Genomic DNA, 13,614 nt, shown 5'->3' with positions numbered 1-13,614 from the left:
GGCCCGCCGGCCTCAGGTCGGGGTCCACAGCGCGGGCAGGTCCGGCAGCGCCCGGAAGATGCCCGAGAGCGCGCCTTCGCGCACCAGCGCGCTGGCGCGCTCGATGTCCGGCGCCAGGTAGTGGTCGGTCAGCATCGGCGCGCAGTGGCGGCGCAGCAGGGCATGGGCCTCTTCCAGCGCGGCCGAGCTGGCCAGCGGCCGCAGGAACTCGATGCCCTGGGCCGCGGCCAGCCATTCCACGCCCAGGATGTGGGCCACGTTGGCGATCATGGGCTGCAGGCGGCGTGCCGCGAAGGTGGCCATCGAGACATGGTCCTCCTGGTTGGCGCTGGTGGGCAGGCTGTCCACGCTGGCCGGGTGGGCCAGGGACTTGTTCTCACTGGCCAGGGCCGCGGCCGTGACGTGGGCGATCATGAAGCCGCTGTTCAGGCCGGCGTTGCTGGTCAGGAAGGGTGGCAGGCGCGAGACGCTGGCGTCGATCAGCATGGCGATGCGGCGCTCGGCGATCGCCCCCACCTCGGCAATGGCCACCGCCATCGCGTCGGCGGCCAGGGCCACCGGCTCGGCGTGGAAATTCCCCCCCGAAATCATCGCCCCATCTTCGGGGAACACCAGCGGGTTGTCGGTCACGGCATTCGCTTCCCGCACCAGCACCAAGGCGGCGTGGCGCAGCTGGTCCAGGCAGGCGCCCACCACCTGGGGCTGACAGCGCAGGCAGTACGGGTCCTGCACGCGGTCGTCGCCCTCGGTGTGGGACTGGCGGATGGCGCTGCCGGCCAGCAGGCTGCGGTAGTACTGCGCCACATCGATCTGACCGGGCTGGCCGCGCAGCGCGTGGATGCGCGGGTCGAAGGGGCCGTCGCTGCCGCGGGCGGCGTCCACCGTCAGCGCGCCGATCACCAGGGCCGACTCCAGCACGGGCTCGAAGCTGAAGAAGCCGTGCAGGGCCAGCGCGGTGGAGGTCTGGGTGCCGTTGATCAGGGCCAGGCCTTCCTTGGCCTGCAGCACCAGCGGGGCGATGCCGGCCTCGGCCAGCACGGGCGCCGCGGGGCGGCGCTGCCCGTCCACCAGGAACTCGCCCTCGCCCAGCAGGGCCAGCGTCATGTGCGACAGCGGCGCCAGGTCACCCGAGGCGCCCACCGAACCCTGGCTGGGCACCAGCGGCACCAGACCGGCGTTGAGCACGGCCAGCAGGGTGTCGATCACCACCTCGCGCACGCCGGAGTGGGCACGCGCCAGGCTGGCGGCCTTGGTGGCCAGCATCAGGCGCACCACCGGCGGCGCCAGTGGCTCGCCCACGCCCACCGAGTGCGAGCGGATCAGGTTGAGCTGCAGCGTGGCCAGGTCGGCCGCGCTGATGCGCTGGTTGGCCAGCTTGCCGAAGCCGGTGTTCACACCATAGACGGGCGCATCGCCCGCCGCGGCGGCCTGCACCACTGCGGCACTGGCGCGGATGGCCGGGCGCGCGGCGGCGTCCAGCACCAGGCGGGTGCCGCCGGCATGCACCGCCAGCAGCGAGTCCAGCGTCAGTGCGCCGGGGGTCAGGGTCAAGTCGGTCATGGTGTCTCAGTCCTTGTTCAGCATCGGCAGGTTCAGGCCCTGCTCGCGGGCGCAGCGCTGGGCGATGTCGTAGCCCGCGTCGGCATGGCGCATCACGCCGGTGGCCGGGTCGTTCCACAGCACGCGCGACAGGCGCTGGGCCGCCGCGTCGGTGCCATCGGCCACGATGACCACGCCGCTGTGCTGGGAGAAGCCCATGCCCACGCCACCGCCGTGGTGCAGGCTGACCCAGGTGGCGCCGCCCGCGGTGTTGAGCAGGGCGTTGAGCAGCGGCCAGTCGGACACGGCGTCCGAGCCGTCCTTCATCGCCTCGGTCTCGCGGTTGGGGCTGGCCACCGAGCCGCAGTCCAGGTGGTCGCGGCCGATCACGATGGGGCCCTTGAGCTCGCCGCTCTTGACCATCTCGTTGAAAGCCAGGCCGGCCCGGTGGCGCTGGCCCAGGCCCAGCCAGCAGATGCGCGCGGGCAGGCCCTGGAAGGCGATGCGCTCGCCGGCCATGTCCAGCCAGCGGTGCACCCGGGTCTCTTCGGGGAAGAGTTCCTTGATCTTGGCGTCGGTCTTGCGGATGTCCTCCGGGTCGCCCGACAGGGCCACCCAGCGGAAGGGGCCGCGGCCTTCGCAGAACTGCGGCCGCACATAGGCGGGCACGAAGCCGGGGAAGTCGAAGGCGTTCTTCACCCCTTGGTCGAAGGCCACCTGGCGGATGTTGTTGCCGTAGTCCACGGTCGGGATGCCCAGGGCCTGGAAGTCCAGCATGGCCTGCACATGCACCGCGCAGCCGCGGGCCGCGGCGGCCTTCAGGTCGGCGTGCTGGGCCGGGTCGGCCGCGGCGGCCTTCCACTGTTCCACCGTCCAGCCGGCGGGCAGGTAGCCGTTGATCAGGTCGTGGGCCGAGGTCTGGTCGGTCACGATGTCCGGCCGCGGCGCGCTGCCGGCCTTCACACGGCGCACCAGCTCGGGCAGGATCTCGGCGGCGTTGCCCAGCAGGGCGATCGAGATGGCCTTCTTCTCGGCCGTGTACTTGGCAATGCGGGCCAGCGCATCGTCCAGGTCGGCGGCCTGCTCGTCCACGTAGCGAGTCTTCAGCCGGAAGTCGATGCGCGACTGCTGGCACTCGATGTTGAGCGAGCAGGCACCGGCGAAGGTGGCGGCCAGCGGCTGCGCGCCACCCATGCCGCCCAGGCCGGCGGTCAGGATCCAACGCCCTTCCAGCGGAGCCGGCGCGGGCGCCTGAGCGCCGGGCCGCCCCAAGCCAGGCGCCGTCCCCTCGGGGGACCGACCGCCGTACTCGGCGGGCGAGGGGCTCGAATAGTGCTGGCGACCGGCCTCGGCAAAGGTCTCGTAGGTGCCCTGCACGATGCCCTGGGTGCCGATGTAGATCCAGCTGCCGGCCGTCATCTGGCCGTACATCATCAGGCCCTGGCGGTCGAGTTCGTTGAAGTGCTCCCAGGTGGCCCAGTGCGGCACCAGGTTGGAGTTGGCGATCAGCACCCGCGGCGCGTCGGCATGGGTGCGGAACACGCCCACCGGCTTGCCGCTCTGCACCAGCAGGGTCTCTTCCTCGCCCAGGCTGCGCAGGCTGGCCAGGATCTGCTCGAAGCAGTCCCAGTTGCGCGCGGCCTTGCCGATGCCGCCATAGACCACCAGCGCATCGGGGTTTTCGGCCACGGCCGGGTCCAGGTTGTTCTGGATCATCCGGTAGGCGGCTTCGATCAGCCAGTTCTTGCAGTGCAGCGTGGCGCCGGTGGGCGCCTTCACCGGGCGCGGCCCGGCAGGGGTGTGGGCAGTGGACATGGCGGTCTCCAGACAGGGTGGCCAGACATCGAATGGGGCGGATGCTACTTGTCTAGACAAGCTCATGCAAGTAGCATCAGCCCCACCATGGTCACGCACACTTCCGCCGCCCTGGCGCCCTACGCCCGGGTCAAGCAGCACCTCAAGGACCGGCTCGCCGCCGGTGACTGGGCCCCGGGCGCCCAGATGCCCTCCGAGGCCGAGCTGGTGGCCCAGTTCGGCGTCAGCCGCATGACGGTCAACCGCGCCCTCAAGGAGCTGCAGGCCGAGGGCTTCGTCGACCGGGTACAGGGCGTGGGCACCTTCGCCGCGGCGCTCAACAAGGTCTCGGCCACGCTGACCCTGCACGATGTGCACGAGGAGATCGCCGCCCGCGGCCACCGCCACGACAGCGGGGTGGTGCTGCAGCAGGCCGAACCCGCCCATGCCGCGCTGGCCGCCCAGCTGGGCGTGGCCGAGGGGGCCACCGTCTTCCACACCCTGATCGTGCACCGCGACAACGGCGTGGCCCTGCAGTGCGAGGACCGCTATGTGAACCCCGCCGCCGCGCCGGACTATCTGGCGCAGGACTTCACGCGCCGCACACCCACCCAGTACCTGTTCGAGGCCACCGCGCTGTGGCGCGCCCAGTACGCCATCGAGGCCGCCCGCCCCACCGCGCAGGAGGCCCGGCTGCTGGGCATCGCCGAGGACGAGCCCTGCCTGGTGGTGGTGCGCCGCACCTTCAGCCGCGAGCACGCCATCACCCTGGGCCGCCTGGTCTACCCGGGCCGGCGCTACCAGCTGGCGGGGGAGTTCACGCCATGAGCCTGCACACCGTCCGCTGGGCCGAGGTGCCCGATCAGCCCTGGCGCAACGGCGGCGGCCGCACCCGCGAGCTGCTGGCCTGGCCCGCGCCCGGCGGCTGGCGGCTGCGGGTCAGCGTGGCCAACATCGAACGCGACGGCCCCTTCTCGCCCTTTCCCGGCGTGCACCGCAGCTTCCAGGTGCTCAGCGGCGCGGGCGTGCGGCTGGGGGGCATGGACACCCCGCTCACGCCAGACAGCCCGCCCCACGCCTTCGACGGCGCCCTGGCGCCGGACTGCACGCTGCTGGCCGGCCCCACCCGCGACCTGAACCTGATGGTGGCCGGCGGCCGGGGCCGGCTGTGGCCCGCCGCACAGCCCTGGCAGGCGGGCCCCGGCTGGCGCGGCCTCTACACCGCCGAAGCCACCACGCTGCGGGCCGGCACCCAGCCCCTGGCCCTGCCCCCGCACACCCTGGTCTGGAGCGATGACGCGCCCGGCGCCTGGCAGATCGACCCGCCGGCCCGCGCCTGGTGGCTCACCCTGGAGGACATGCCATGAACACCCCCGCGGTGCGCCGCCCCAACCGCGCTCTCTGGCGCGGCGCCCACCTGGCCACCCTGAGCCCCGACAGCCCCTGGGGCTGGATCCCCGACGGCGCCATCGTCACCGAAGGCGAGCGCATCGCCTGGGTCGGCCCGGCGGCCGCGCTGCCGGCCGGCCTGGCGGTGGATGCCGAGCAGGACTGGGGCGGCGGCGTCGTCACCCCCGGCCTGATCGACTGCCACACCCACCTGGTCTATGGCGGCAACCGGGCGCGCGAGTTCGAGCTGCGCCTGCAGGGCGCCAGCTACGAGGAGATCGCCCGTGCGGGCGGCGGCATCCGCTCGACCGTGCAGGCCACCCGCAGCGCCAGCGACGCCGCCCTGCTGGACGCCACGCTGGCCCGCGCCCGGGTGCTGCTGCGCGAAGGCGTGACCACGGTGGAGATCAAGTCCGGCTACGGCCTGAGCCAGGCCGACGAGGCGCGCTGCCTGCGCGTGGCACGGGCCGTGGGCGAGCGGCTGCCGATGACGGTGCGCACCACCGCGCTGGGCGCCCACGCCCTGCCGCCCGAGTTCGCCGGCCGGGCCGACGACTACATCGACGCCCTGTGCGACTGGCTGCCCGGCTGGCAGGCCGAGGGCCTGGTCGATGCAGTGGACGGCTTCTGCGAGGCCATCGCCTTCAGCCCCGCGCAGATCGACCGCCTGTTCAGCCGCGCCCGCGCGCTGGGCCTGCCGGTCAAGCTGCATGCCGAGCAGCTGAGCGACAGCGGCGGCACCGCCCTGGCCTGCCGCCACCAGGCCCTGAGCTGCGACCACCTGGAGCATCTGGACGCCGCAGGCGTGCAGGCCCTGGCCACGGCCGGCACGGTGGCCGTGCTGCTGCCGGGCGCCTACTACTTCCTGCGCGACACCCAGCTGCCACCCGTGGCCGCGCTGCGCGCCGCGGGCGTGCCCATCGCCCTGGCCACCGACCACAACCCCGGCACCTCGCCCACGCTGTCGCCGCTCCTGATGATGAACATGGCCTGCACCCTGTTCCGCCTGACGCCCGAGGAGGCCCTGGCCGGTTTCACCCGCCATGCGGCGCAGGCGCTGGGCCTGCACGCGCACCTGGGCCAGCTCACCCCCGGCCGCCAGGCCGACTGGGCCCATTGGGCGGTGGACCATCCGAACGAACTGGCCTACCGTTTCGGCCACGCCCCGGTCTGCCGCGTCGTGCGGGCCGGCCAGCCTGTCCAGGAGGTTCTTGCATGAACGCCCCCGACCTGGAGACCGAGACCTTCACCCTCTGGCGCGGCACCGGCCCGCTGCTGGTGAGCGTGCCGCACGCCGGCACCGCCATCCCGGACGATCTGCGAGCGGCCTTCGTGCCGCGCGCCCTGGCCACCGAGGACGCCGACTGGCACCTGGAGAAGCTCTACGCCTTCGTGTGCGAGCGCGGCGCCAGCCTGATCGTGCCGCGCTTCGCGCGCTACGTCATCGACCTGAACCGGCCGCCCGACAACGCGCCGATGTACCCCGGCGCCAACAACACCGAGCTCTGCCCCACCCGCTTCTTCAGCGGCGAGTCGCTCTACCGCGCCGGCCAGGCCCCGGACCCGGCCGAGGTGCAGCGCCGCCGCGCCCGCTACTGGCAGCCCTACCACGACGCGCTGGGCACCGAGCTGGCCCGCCTGCAGGCCGCCCACGGCCATGCGGTGCTGTTCGATGGCCACAGCATCCGCTCCGAGCTGCCCTGGCTGTTCGAAGGCAGGCTGCCCGACCTGAACCTGGGCACCGTGGGCGGCAGCAGCTGCGACCCGCTGCTGCGCCAGCGCCTGGCCGACGTGCTGGCCGGCCAGGACGCCTGCACCCAGGTGGTCGACGGCCGCTTCAAGGGTGGCCACATCACCCGCCATTACGGCCAGCCCGCCCGCGGCCGGCATGCCATCCAGCTGGAGATGTGCTGGTCCTGCTACATGACCGAGGCCCCGCCCTGGGCCTGGGACGCCGCCCACGCCGCGCAGGTGCAGCCGCTGCTGGGCCGGCTGGTGGACACGATGCTGGCCTGGCGGCCGGGGGCCACGGCATGAGCCGCGCCACGACCCCGACTCAAACCCTGTGGGCCCCCTGGGCCTGGCTGCCCGAGGGCTGGCAGGCCGATGTGCTGCTGACGGTGGATGCCCAGGGCTGCTGGGCCACGGTGCAGGCGGGCCAGCCCTGCCCACCCGGCGCGCAGCGGCTGGCGGCCCCGGTGCTGCCCGGCCTGGTGGATGCGCACAGCCACGCCTTCCAGCGCGCCTTTGCCGGCCTGGCCGAGCAGCGCACCCGCGCCGAGGACGACTTCTGGAGCTGGCGCGACCGCATGTACCGGGTGGCCGGCCGGGTGGGCCCGGCCGAGCTGCGCACGATCGCCCGCCAGCTCTACGGCGAGCTGCTGCGCGGCGGCTACACCCAGGTCTGCGAGTTCCACTACCTGCAGCACCAGCCTGACGGCACGCCCTATGACGACCCGCTGACCCTGTCGCGTGCGCTGATCGACGCGGCGGCCGACACCGGCATCGGCCTGACCCTGCTGCCGGTGATCTACGAGCGCGCCGGCTTCAGCCAGCCCACGCTGCGGCCCGACCAGGCCCGCTTCCGGCTGGATGCCGACGGCGCCTGGGCAATCTGCCAAGCAGTGAACGCCCAGGGCCATGCGCGGCTGAATGCCGGCGTGGCGGTGCATTCGCTGCGCGCGGCCCGGCTCGAGAGCCTGCAGCGCCTGGCCACGCTGGCCGCCGGCCAGGCCGTGCCGCTGCACATCCACGTGGCCGAGCAGCCCGCCGAGGTGCGCGACTGCCTGGCCGCCACCGGCCAGCGGCCGATGCAGTGGCTGGCCGCCCAGGGCCTGCTGGACGCCCGCTGGCAGCTGGTGCACGCCACCCACAGCACGCCCGAGGAAATAGCCGCGGTGGCGGCCCATGGCGCAGGCGTGGTGCTGTGCCCCGGCACCGAGGCCAACCTGGGCGACGGCCTGGCCGACCTGCCAGGCTGGCTGGCCGCGGGCGTGCCGCTGGCCATCGGCTCGGACAGCCAGGTCACCCGCGACTGGCGGGAAGAGCTGCGCTGGCTGGAGTACGGCCAGCGCCTGCAGCGCCTGCAGCGCAATGTGGCGGCCGATCCGGCCGGCGGCGAGCCCTCCGGCAGCACCCGCCTGTGGCGCAGCGCGCTGCGCGGCGGGCAGGCCGCGGCGGGCCAGGCGGCCTGGGGTCTGCAGGCCGGCGCGCGGGCCGACCTGCTGGTGGCCGACGCGGCCGCGCCCGAGTGCGCCGGCCTGCCGATGGACCGCTGGCTGGACGCGCTGGTGATGACCGGCCCGGGCACGCCCTGGGCGGCGGTGATGGTGGCCGGCGACTGGGTGCTGAGGGACGGCCTGTTGCGTGCAGACCACTCTTGCAGGGCCGAGAAGGGGCCTTCGGCCTACACCCAGCTGATGTCCGCGCTGTGGCATTGAAGCCACCACCGGGCCCCATGGAATACTGCGCCCATGTCGCCGCCCGCGCTGTTCTCTCCCCCGCTCCAGCCCGCCGAGGGCGGCAACCCCTTTGCCGATCCGCTGCCGCCGTTGTGGCTCTACCTGAGCTTTCGCGGCCGCATTTCGCGCGCCACCTTCTGGCGCCACGGTGTACTGTGGCTGCTGCTGATGACGCTGCTGTTCAACGGCCTGCTGGGCATCGTGGGGTTGGACGCCGAGCAGGCCGACGGCCTGACCAACCTGCTGCTGCTGTGGCCGGCCCTGGCCATCTCGGTCAAGCGCTGGCATGACCGCAACCGCTCGGCCTGGTGGGTGCTGGTCAACCTGATCCCGCTGGTGGGCTGGTTGTGGGTGTTGATCGAAAACGGCATGCTGCGCGGCACCCCGGGCGACAACGACTACGGCCCGCCGCCGGTGGTCTGAGCTGCGGATTCAGTAGCGTTCGTTCCAGCCGGCCAGGCGCAGGTACCAGTGGGCCATCCAGGCCACCAGGCCACGGCCCAGCATGGCCGCCCAGCCGCGGCGCAGCGGCGCCACCGTGATGTGCTGCGACTGGGTGAGTGCCAGCTCGAACTCGCGCGAGGCGGCAGCGGTCAGTGCCTCGTCGCGCACCACCACATTGGCCTCCAGGTTGAGCAGCAGCGACAGCGGGTCGACGTTGGAACTGCCCACCGTGGTCCAGTGGTCGTCGGCCAGCGCCATCTTGGCGTGCAGGAAGGCGGGCATGTATTCGTAGATCTCGATGCCCTCGACCAGCAGCTCGTCGTACAGCACCCGGGCGGCCAGGCCGGCGATGCGGTAGTCCAGCTTGCCCTGCAGCAGCAGGCGCACGCGCACGCCCCGGCGCGCCGCCTTGATCAGGGCCCGGCGGAACGAGTGGCCCGGATAGAAGTAGGGCGTGACCAGGTCGATCCGGCGCTCGGCCTGGCGGATGGCGTCGATCAGGCTGCGCTCGATGGCCCGGCGCTGGCGCATGTTGTCGCGCACGACGAAGGCCACCTGCACCGGCGCGCCATCGCCGGCAGGCAGCGCCGGATGCGGCGGCAGGATGCGCAGCTGCCGCAGGTACTGGCGGGCCGAGCGCACGGGGCGCGTGCTGCGCACCAGGTTCAGCACCTCCTGGCGCCAGTCCTCGCCAAAGGCGGCACGGGTCCAGATGGCGCGCACCGTCTGCTCCACCGGCATGGCGGCCGGGCCGTGCACCTCGGCGGCAAAGTCCAGGCGCGGCCGCTCGCTGCGGCCATGGTGGATGTCGTTGCGGTCGTCGATGAGGTTGATGCCGCCGATGAAGGCGCGCTGCCCATCCACCACGCAGAGCTTCTGGTGCAGCCGGCGCATCTGCCCGGGCTGCAGCCAGTTCCACCAGCGCTCCAGCGGGCGAAAGACGGTGAAGTGCACGCCTGCCGGCTCCAGCCAGCGCTGCAGCGTGGGCAGGCTGCGGTGCGAGCCGAAGCCATCGACCACCACGCGCACCCGCACGCCCCGCCGCGCGGCCGCCGCCAGGGCCTGGGCCACGGCCTCGGCCGCGGCATCGTCATAGAAGATGTAGGTGGCCAGCCAGACCTCGTGCAAGGAGTGACCGATGGCCTCGATCAGGCGGGGGAACAGCTCGTCGCCGCCGCGCAGCAGGCGCACCTCGTTGTGGCCAAAGAAGACCGGCCGGGAGAAGATGTACCAACTGCCGGGATGGACCGGCGTGTCATCGGCTGACGCGTCGGTGGGTGGCATCTCAGCTCAGCTCAAGCTCCACCAGCAGCGGCAGGTGGTCGGACATGCGGGCCCAGGCCGGCCCGCGTGGCACGCTGCTGCGCACGCAGCGGAAGCCCCGGGTGTAGACCCGGTCCAGCGCGAAGACGGGCACCCGCGAGGGAAAGGTCAGGCGGCTGGCCAGGCGACCATCGGGCGAGCGGGCCCGCAGCAGGCCCAGACGGGCCATCGGGGTGTCCAGGCGTTCGCCCCAGTCGTTGAAGTCGCCCGCCACCAGCAGGGGCTCGCCGGCCGGCACATGCGAGGCGATGAAGTCGTGCAGGCGCTGCACCTGCCGCACCCGGCTGGCATGGATCAGGCCCAGGTGGGCCACCACGGTGTGCACCACCCCGCCCTGCCAGCTCACCGGCACGTACAGCAGGCCGCGCTGCTCGAAGCGGTGGTCGGAGACGTCGTGGTGACGGATCTCGCCGATCGGCCAGCGCGAGAGCAGCGCATTGCCGTGCTCGCCGTCGCGGGTGACCGCGTTGGTGCGGTAGGCGGCCTCGTAGCCTTCGGGCGCCAGGAACTCGGCCTGCCCTTCTTCCGGCCAGCCGAACCAGGTGTGGTCGAAGTGCCGGGCCTCGCGCTGGTTGAACAGCCGCACTTCCTGCAGGAACACCAGGTCGGCATCCAGGGCCTTCACGCCCATGCCGAGGTTGTGGATCTCCAGCCGCTTACCCGGCCCCAGGCCGCGCACGCCCTTGTGGATGTTGTAGGTGGCCACCCGCAGGCGCGGGGTGTCGGTGCGCCGCGCCGGCGGCAGGGCATTGAGCTGGCCGGGATGGACCGGGGCGACGGGCGTCATGGGGTGGGGACCGCGAAACGCGGCAACAGCAGGATCGCCTCCGCATTCGAGGGCGAGAAGCAGGCATCGGCCGCGGCCTGCCAGGGCAGCCAGCGGTACTGCAGGTGTTCGCGCGGTGCCAGCGTGACCGGTATGCCGGCGGGCACGCACAGGCCAAAAACATGCTCGGTGTTGTGCGTCACGCCAGGTGGGTAGCGGTGCCGCCAGCGCGGGTAGATCTCATAGACGTTGGACAGCGACCAATCGCGCAAGGCCGCGTCGGGCACCGCATCGGTGCCGATGCGGATGCCGGTCTCTTCCAGCACCTCGCGGCGGCAGGTCTCGCGCAGGGCTTCGTCCAGGGTGTCCTTGGAGCCGGTCACGCTCTGCCAGTAGCCGGGCGCGTCGGCCCGCTCCATCAGCAGCACGTTCAGGTCGGCGGTGTGGATCACCACCAGCACCGATTCGGGGATCTTGGGCGGCTTGGGGCTCTCGCTCATGCCAGCATCCTAGCGCGGCGGGAAGGCCCCGGCCTCAGCGCAGGCGCGCAATGGCCACGAAGGCCGCCGTCAACAGGGCCCCGTGCAGCACCGCCGCGGCGATGGACAGGGCCATGACCGGCCGCAACCGGTCCGGCTGGCGGGCATGGCGCAGCAGCAGCGCCGCCGCCGCCAGCGACAGCGGGGCCGAGCCCAACCCCCACCAGGCGGTGGACGGTAGCCACTGCCAGGCCCACCAGAGCGCCACCCAGGCGTGGGCACACAACACCAGGGCCGTGTAGCCCCAGGCCGCCGGCACGGGGCCCCAGCGCACCACCAGGGTCCGCTTGCCGACCTGGGCGTCGGCCACCGCATCCGGGAACTCGGCCGCCCAGAGGATGGCCGTGACCAGCAGAGCCATGCTCACCCCCGAGAGCGCGGCGATGGCGCTGAAGCCGTGGCGCTGCACATAGTCCGCGCCGACGACGATGCCCCACCAGGCCAGCCCCACCGACAGCTCGCCCAGGCCGCGCGACATCAGGGCCACCCGGGGGCTGGAATAGGCCCAACCCAGCAGCAGGCCGCACAGCCCCACCAGCAGCAGGCCGGGACCGGCGCGGGCCGCCAGCACCAGACCGCCCCCCACCACCACGATACCCAGCATGCGGGCCGCATCGCGCATCTGCTGGGCAGTGAACACCCCGTCCTGGATCACGCGGGAGCCGCCGCTGAAGGGGAAGAGGCGCCCGGTGTTGACGGCGTCGGAGCCACCCACCGCGTCGCCATAGTCGTTGTAGAGGTTGATGGCCGCATGGGCCAGCGCAGCCAGCAGCAGCGTGGCCACGGCCGCCGGAGCATCCCAGCCACAGCCGCAGGCCTGGGCCTGGGCAATGCCCAGGGCCGCCGCCACCAAGGTCACCACGACAAACCCCGGCCGGCTGGCGAGCAGCCAGCGTCCTGGAGCGGACTGGATCGATGTCTCCCTCATGCCGTCAAGGATGACGGCCCGCCCGATTCAGTCGCTTGAGATTGGTCAAGACGGGCGGGAGGGCGATGTCAGCGGCCCACACCGAGCCCGGTCGCCGGCGCGCCCAGGCCCGTGTCCACGCGCCAGACCCCTTCCGACACCGGCAGGCCCGAGACCGTCCGATAGCGGTTGTAGTAGATGAAGGGCCCCTGCGTGGTGATGAAGTATTCCGGGTCGGTGCGCGCACGCACCGGGGCGTCGTCGGGGGTCAGCATCACGATGTTCCCTGTCTCCGGGGTGATGCCCATCATCGCCAGGCGGCTGGGCTGGGTGTAGTTCAAGGCCACGGGGCTCGCGTTCATCTGGAAGAAGATGTAGGAGCGTCCGTTGTGGACAAAGTACTCCGGCGACCACACAAAGGGGTAGGCGGCATCCGGCATACCCTGGCTCAGCACGGCCGTCCAGCGTGGCTGGCCCTGGCCATCAGGCAGCTGGCGGTAGACAACGATCTCCTGCCCGTTACGCACGGCAAAGAACACATACTCGCCACCGTACTCCGGTGCCGGCCACATGAAGGCGCCGCTGAGACTGGCCCACTCATCCGTCAACTGCTCGGTGACGCCCGTGTCCATGTCGTACAGGAAGATCTGGTACAGCCCGGCCCCCGCCACCCCGGTGATGATGATCTTGTGGGTGCCGGGCACCGAACGACGGGAGGAACTGGCGGTGCCGACGCAGACCGAGAGCGCAACCTGGCTGGTGGGCTCCAGTTCCCGGCGCGCGAAGGCTGCGCTGGTGGACGTGTTCTGGTAGTGCAGGATGGGCGCGGTGTCGCCGGCATCGCCGGAGCCGATGGGATTGACCTTGCCCAGGCTGCTGCCCAGCAGGGTCGAGCTCCAGGCGGTGCCGTCAAAGGAGGCCACGCCCAATCCCACGGTCTGGTCGCTGGGCGCGGCACCGGTCTGGTACTTGTTGTAGACCAGCTGCGACCCCAGCTGGGAGTTCACCCATTCGGGGCCGTTCAGGTAGGTGGAGGTCAAGGCCGCGTTGCTGTCCACCAGGATGCCCCGGCCATTGGCGGGCACGAAGTTGCCCGTGAGCACATCCACATCGGCCACCCAGAGGCGCCTGAGCGAATCGACGAAGGCCACCCGCGCATTGCCCGCACCCTGGTTGCAACTGGGGCAGCTCACACCGTCGCGGCCCCAGTCGAATTCATAGTCCAGAAGCAGGCTGGTGGAGACCTGGACTTCGGGCAACGTCGCCTGGGCACCGGCGGGCAGGCCGCCTGCGGCCGTGGCCCACAGTGTGAAGACGAGACGGCAGGCCCGCGACAGTACCCGGCGTGATGACATGGCGTGCCCTTTCGCACATGCCGCCTGAGTCCCCGTTCCCGGAGGCCCATGACGGCTCGACAAGGAAGGGGTACAGCTCAGGCCCCACGGTACTGCT

General features: G+C 72.1%; 13 protein-coding genes. 6 read left to right on the top strand and 7 right to left on the bottom strand.

The window, feature by feature from the left end; translation table 11 throughout:
* Window positions 1–12: 12 nt before the first annotated feature.
* Both hutH and hutU read right to left on the bottom strand, forming a co-directional pair.
* The gene (hutH, locus tag M0L44_RS04085; protein ID WP_252768363.1) at window positions 13–1,560 is read right to left on the bottom strand and encodes a histidine ammonia-lyase; all 1,548 of its coding nucleotides are present in this window, start codon (window positions 1,558–1,560) and stop codon (window positions 13–15) included.
* Window positions 1,561–1,566: 6 nt separating this feature from the next.
* Window positions 1,567–3,354, bottom strand: coding sequence for a urocanate hydratase (gene hutU / locus M0L44_RS04080; protein WP_252768362.1), 1,788 nt, complete (start codon window positions 3,352–3,354; stop codon window positions 1,567–1,569).
* 87 nt (window positions 3,355–3,441) lie between these two features.
* Here hutU and hutC point away from each other — a divergent pair, with 87 nt between their 5' ends.
* The 6 genes from hutC to M0L44_RS04050 are packed head-to-tail and all read left to right on the top strand — an operon-like array spanning window position 3,442 to window position 8,606.
* Window positions 3,442–4,161: a histidine utilization transcriptional repressor HutC gene (gene hutC, locus M0L44_RS04075; RefSeq protein ID WP_252768361.1), complete on the top strand. Its 720-nt coding sequence runs from the start codon at window positions 3,442–3,444 to the stop codon at window positions 4,159–4,161.
* Window positions 4,158–4,700 carry a HutD/Ves family protein gene (locus tag M0L44_RS04070; RefSeq protein WP_252768360.1) on the top strand — a complete coding sequence of 181 codons (543 nt, stop codon included), beginning with the start codon at window positions 4,158–4,160 and terminating at the stop codon, window positions 4,698–4,700. The genes hutC and M0L44_RS04070 overlap by 4 nt, the downstream gene beginning before the upstream one ends.
* On the top strand, window positions 4,697–5,941 hold the full coding sequence (hutI, locus tag M0L44_RS04065; protein ID WP_252768358.1) for an imidazolonepropionase: 1,245 nt from the start codon (window positions 4,697–4,699) through the stop codon (window positions 5,939–5,941). Before M0L44_RS04070 ends, hutI begins: the two co-directional genes overlap by 4 nt.
* On the top strand, window positions 5,938–6,759 hold the full coding sequence (hutG, locus tag M0L44_RS04060; RefSeq protein ID WP_252768357.1) for an N-formylglutamate deformylase: 822 nt from the start codon (window positions 5,938–5,940) through the stop codon (window positions 6,757–6,759). The genes hutI and hutG overlap by 4 nt, the downstream gene beginning before the upstream one ends.
* On the top strand, window positions 6,756–8,162 hold the full coding sequence (hutF, locus tag M0L44_RS04055) for a formimidoylglutamate deiminase (RefSeq protein WP_252768355.1): 1,407 nt from the start codon (window positions 6,756–6,758) through the stop codon (window positions 8,160–8,162). Before hutG ends, hutF begins: the two co-directional genes overlap by 4 nt.
* 33 nt (window positions 8,163–8,195) lie before the next feature.
* Window positions 8,196–8,606, top strand: coding sequence for a DUF805 domain-containing protein (locus M0L44_RS04050; protein ID WP_252768354.1), 411 nt, complete (start codon window positions 8,196–8,198; stop codon window positions 8,604–8,606).
* 9 nt (window positions 8,607–8,615) lie between these two features.
* Here M0L44_RS04050 and clsB read toward each other — a convergent pair whose 3' ends face one another.
* The 5 genes from clsB to M0L44_RS04025 all read right to left on the bottom strand — a co-directional run bounded on the left by clsB (window position 8,616) and on the right by M0L44_RS04025 (window position 13,517).
* Window positions 8,616–9,911 (bottom strand): cardiolipin synthase ClsB, encoded by a 1,296-nt coding sequence (gene clsB, locus M0L44_RS04045; RefSeq protein WP_252768351.1) that lies wholly within the window; start codon window positions 9,909–9,911, stop codon window positions 8,616–8,618.
* Between the two features lies 1 nt (window position 9,912).
* Window positions 9,913–10,737, bottom strand: a complete 825-nt coding sequence (locus M0L44_RS04040) for an endonuclease/exonuclease/phosphatase family protein (protein WP_252768350.1) — start codon at window positions 10,735–10,737, stop codon at window positions 9,913–9,915.
* Window positions 10,734–11,216, bottom strand: coding sequence for a dihydroneopterin triphosphate diphosphatase (gene nudB, locus M0L44_RS04035; RefSeq protein WP_252768343.1), 483 nt, complete (start codon window positions 11,214–11,216; stop codon window positions 10,734–10,736). Before nudB ends, M0L44_RS04040 begins: the two co-directional genes overlap by 4 nt.
* A gap of 34 nt (window positions 11,217–11,250) precedes the next feature.
* The gene (locus tag M0L44_RS04030; protein ID WP_252768342.1) at window positions 11,251–12,183 is read right to left on the bottom strand and encodes a prenyltransferase; all 933 of its coding nucleotides are present in this window, start codon (window positions 12,181–12,183) and stop codon (window positions 11,251–11,253) included.
* Window positions 12,184–12,251: 68 nt separating this feature from the next.
* The gene (locus tag M0L44_RS04025; RefSeq protein ID WP_252768341.1) at window positions 12,252–13,517 is read right to left on the bottom strand and encodes a hypothetical protein; all 1,266 of its coding nucleotides are present in this window, start codon (window positions 13,515–13,517) and stop codon (window positions 12,252–12,254) included.
* Between the last annotated feature and the right edge of the window lie 97 nt (window positions 13,518–13,614).

It is taken from the genome of Ideonella oryzae, assembly GCF_024055665.1.
In the GTDB taxonomy this organism is placed as follows: domain Bacteria; phylum Pseudomonadota; class Gammaproteobacteria; order Burkholderiales; family Burkholderiaceae_C; genus Ideonella; species Ideonella oryzae.
The sequence above is the reverse complement of the archived record's forward strand: the minus strand, read 5'-3'. Positions and strand labels throughout refer to the sequence as shown.

Bases quoted from the DNA above. Each gene is read 5' to 3' on its own strand.
- hutH (WP_252768363.1), bottom strand. From the start codon at position 1,560: ATGACCGACTTGACCCTGACCCCCGGCGCACTGACGCTGGACTCGCTG.
- hutU (WP_252768362.1), bottom strand. From the start codon at position 3,354: ATGTCCACTGCCCACACCCCTGCCGGGCCGCGCCCGGTGAAGGCGCCC.
- hutC (WP_252768361.1), top strand. From the start codon at position 3,442: ATGGTCACGCACACTTCCGCCGCCCTGGCGCCCTACGCCCGGGTCAAG.
- M0L44_RS04070 (WP_252768360.1), top strand. From the start codon at position 4,158: ATGAGCCTGCACACCGTCCGCTGGGCCGAGGTGCCCGATCAGCCCTGG.
- hutI (WP_252768358.1), top strand. From the start codon at position 4,697: ATGAACACCCCCGCGGTGCGCCGCCCCAACCGCGCTCTCTGGCGCGGC.
- hutG (WP_252768357.1), top strand. From the start codon at position 5,938: ATGAACGCCCCCGACCTGGAGACCGAGACCTTCACCCTCTGGCGCGGC.
- hutF (WP_252768355.1), top strand. From the start codon at position 6,756: ATGAGCCGCGCCACGACCCCGACTCAAACCCTGTGGGCCCCCTGGGCC.
- M0L44_RS04050 (WP_252768354.1), top strand. From the start codon at position 8,196: ATGTCGCCGCCCGCGCTGTTCTCTCCCCCGCTCCAGCCCGCCGAGGGC.
- clsB (WP_252768351.1), bottom strand. From the start codon at position 9,911: ATGCCACCCACCGACGCGTCAGCCGATGACACGCCGGTCCATCCCGGC.
- M0L44_RS04040 (WP_252768350.1), bottom strand. From the start codon at position 10,737: ATGACGCCCGTCGCCCCGGTCCATCCCGGCCAGCTCAATGCCCTGCCG.
- nudB (WP_252768343.1), bottom strand. From the start codon at position 11,216: ATGAGCGAGAGCCCCAAGCCGCCCAAGATCCCCGAATCGGTGCTGGTG.
- M0L44_RS04030 (WP_252768342.1), bottom strand. From the start codon at position 12,183: ATGAGGGAGACATCGATCCAGTCCGCTCCAGGACGCTGGCTGCTCGCC.
- M0L44_RS04025 (WP_252768341.1), bottom strand. From the start codon at position 13,517: ATGTCATCACGCCGGGTACTGTCGCGGGCCTGCCGTCTCGTCTTCACA.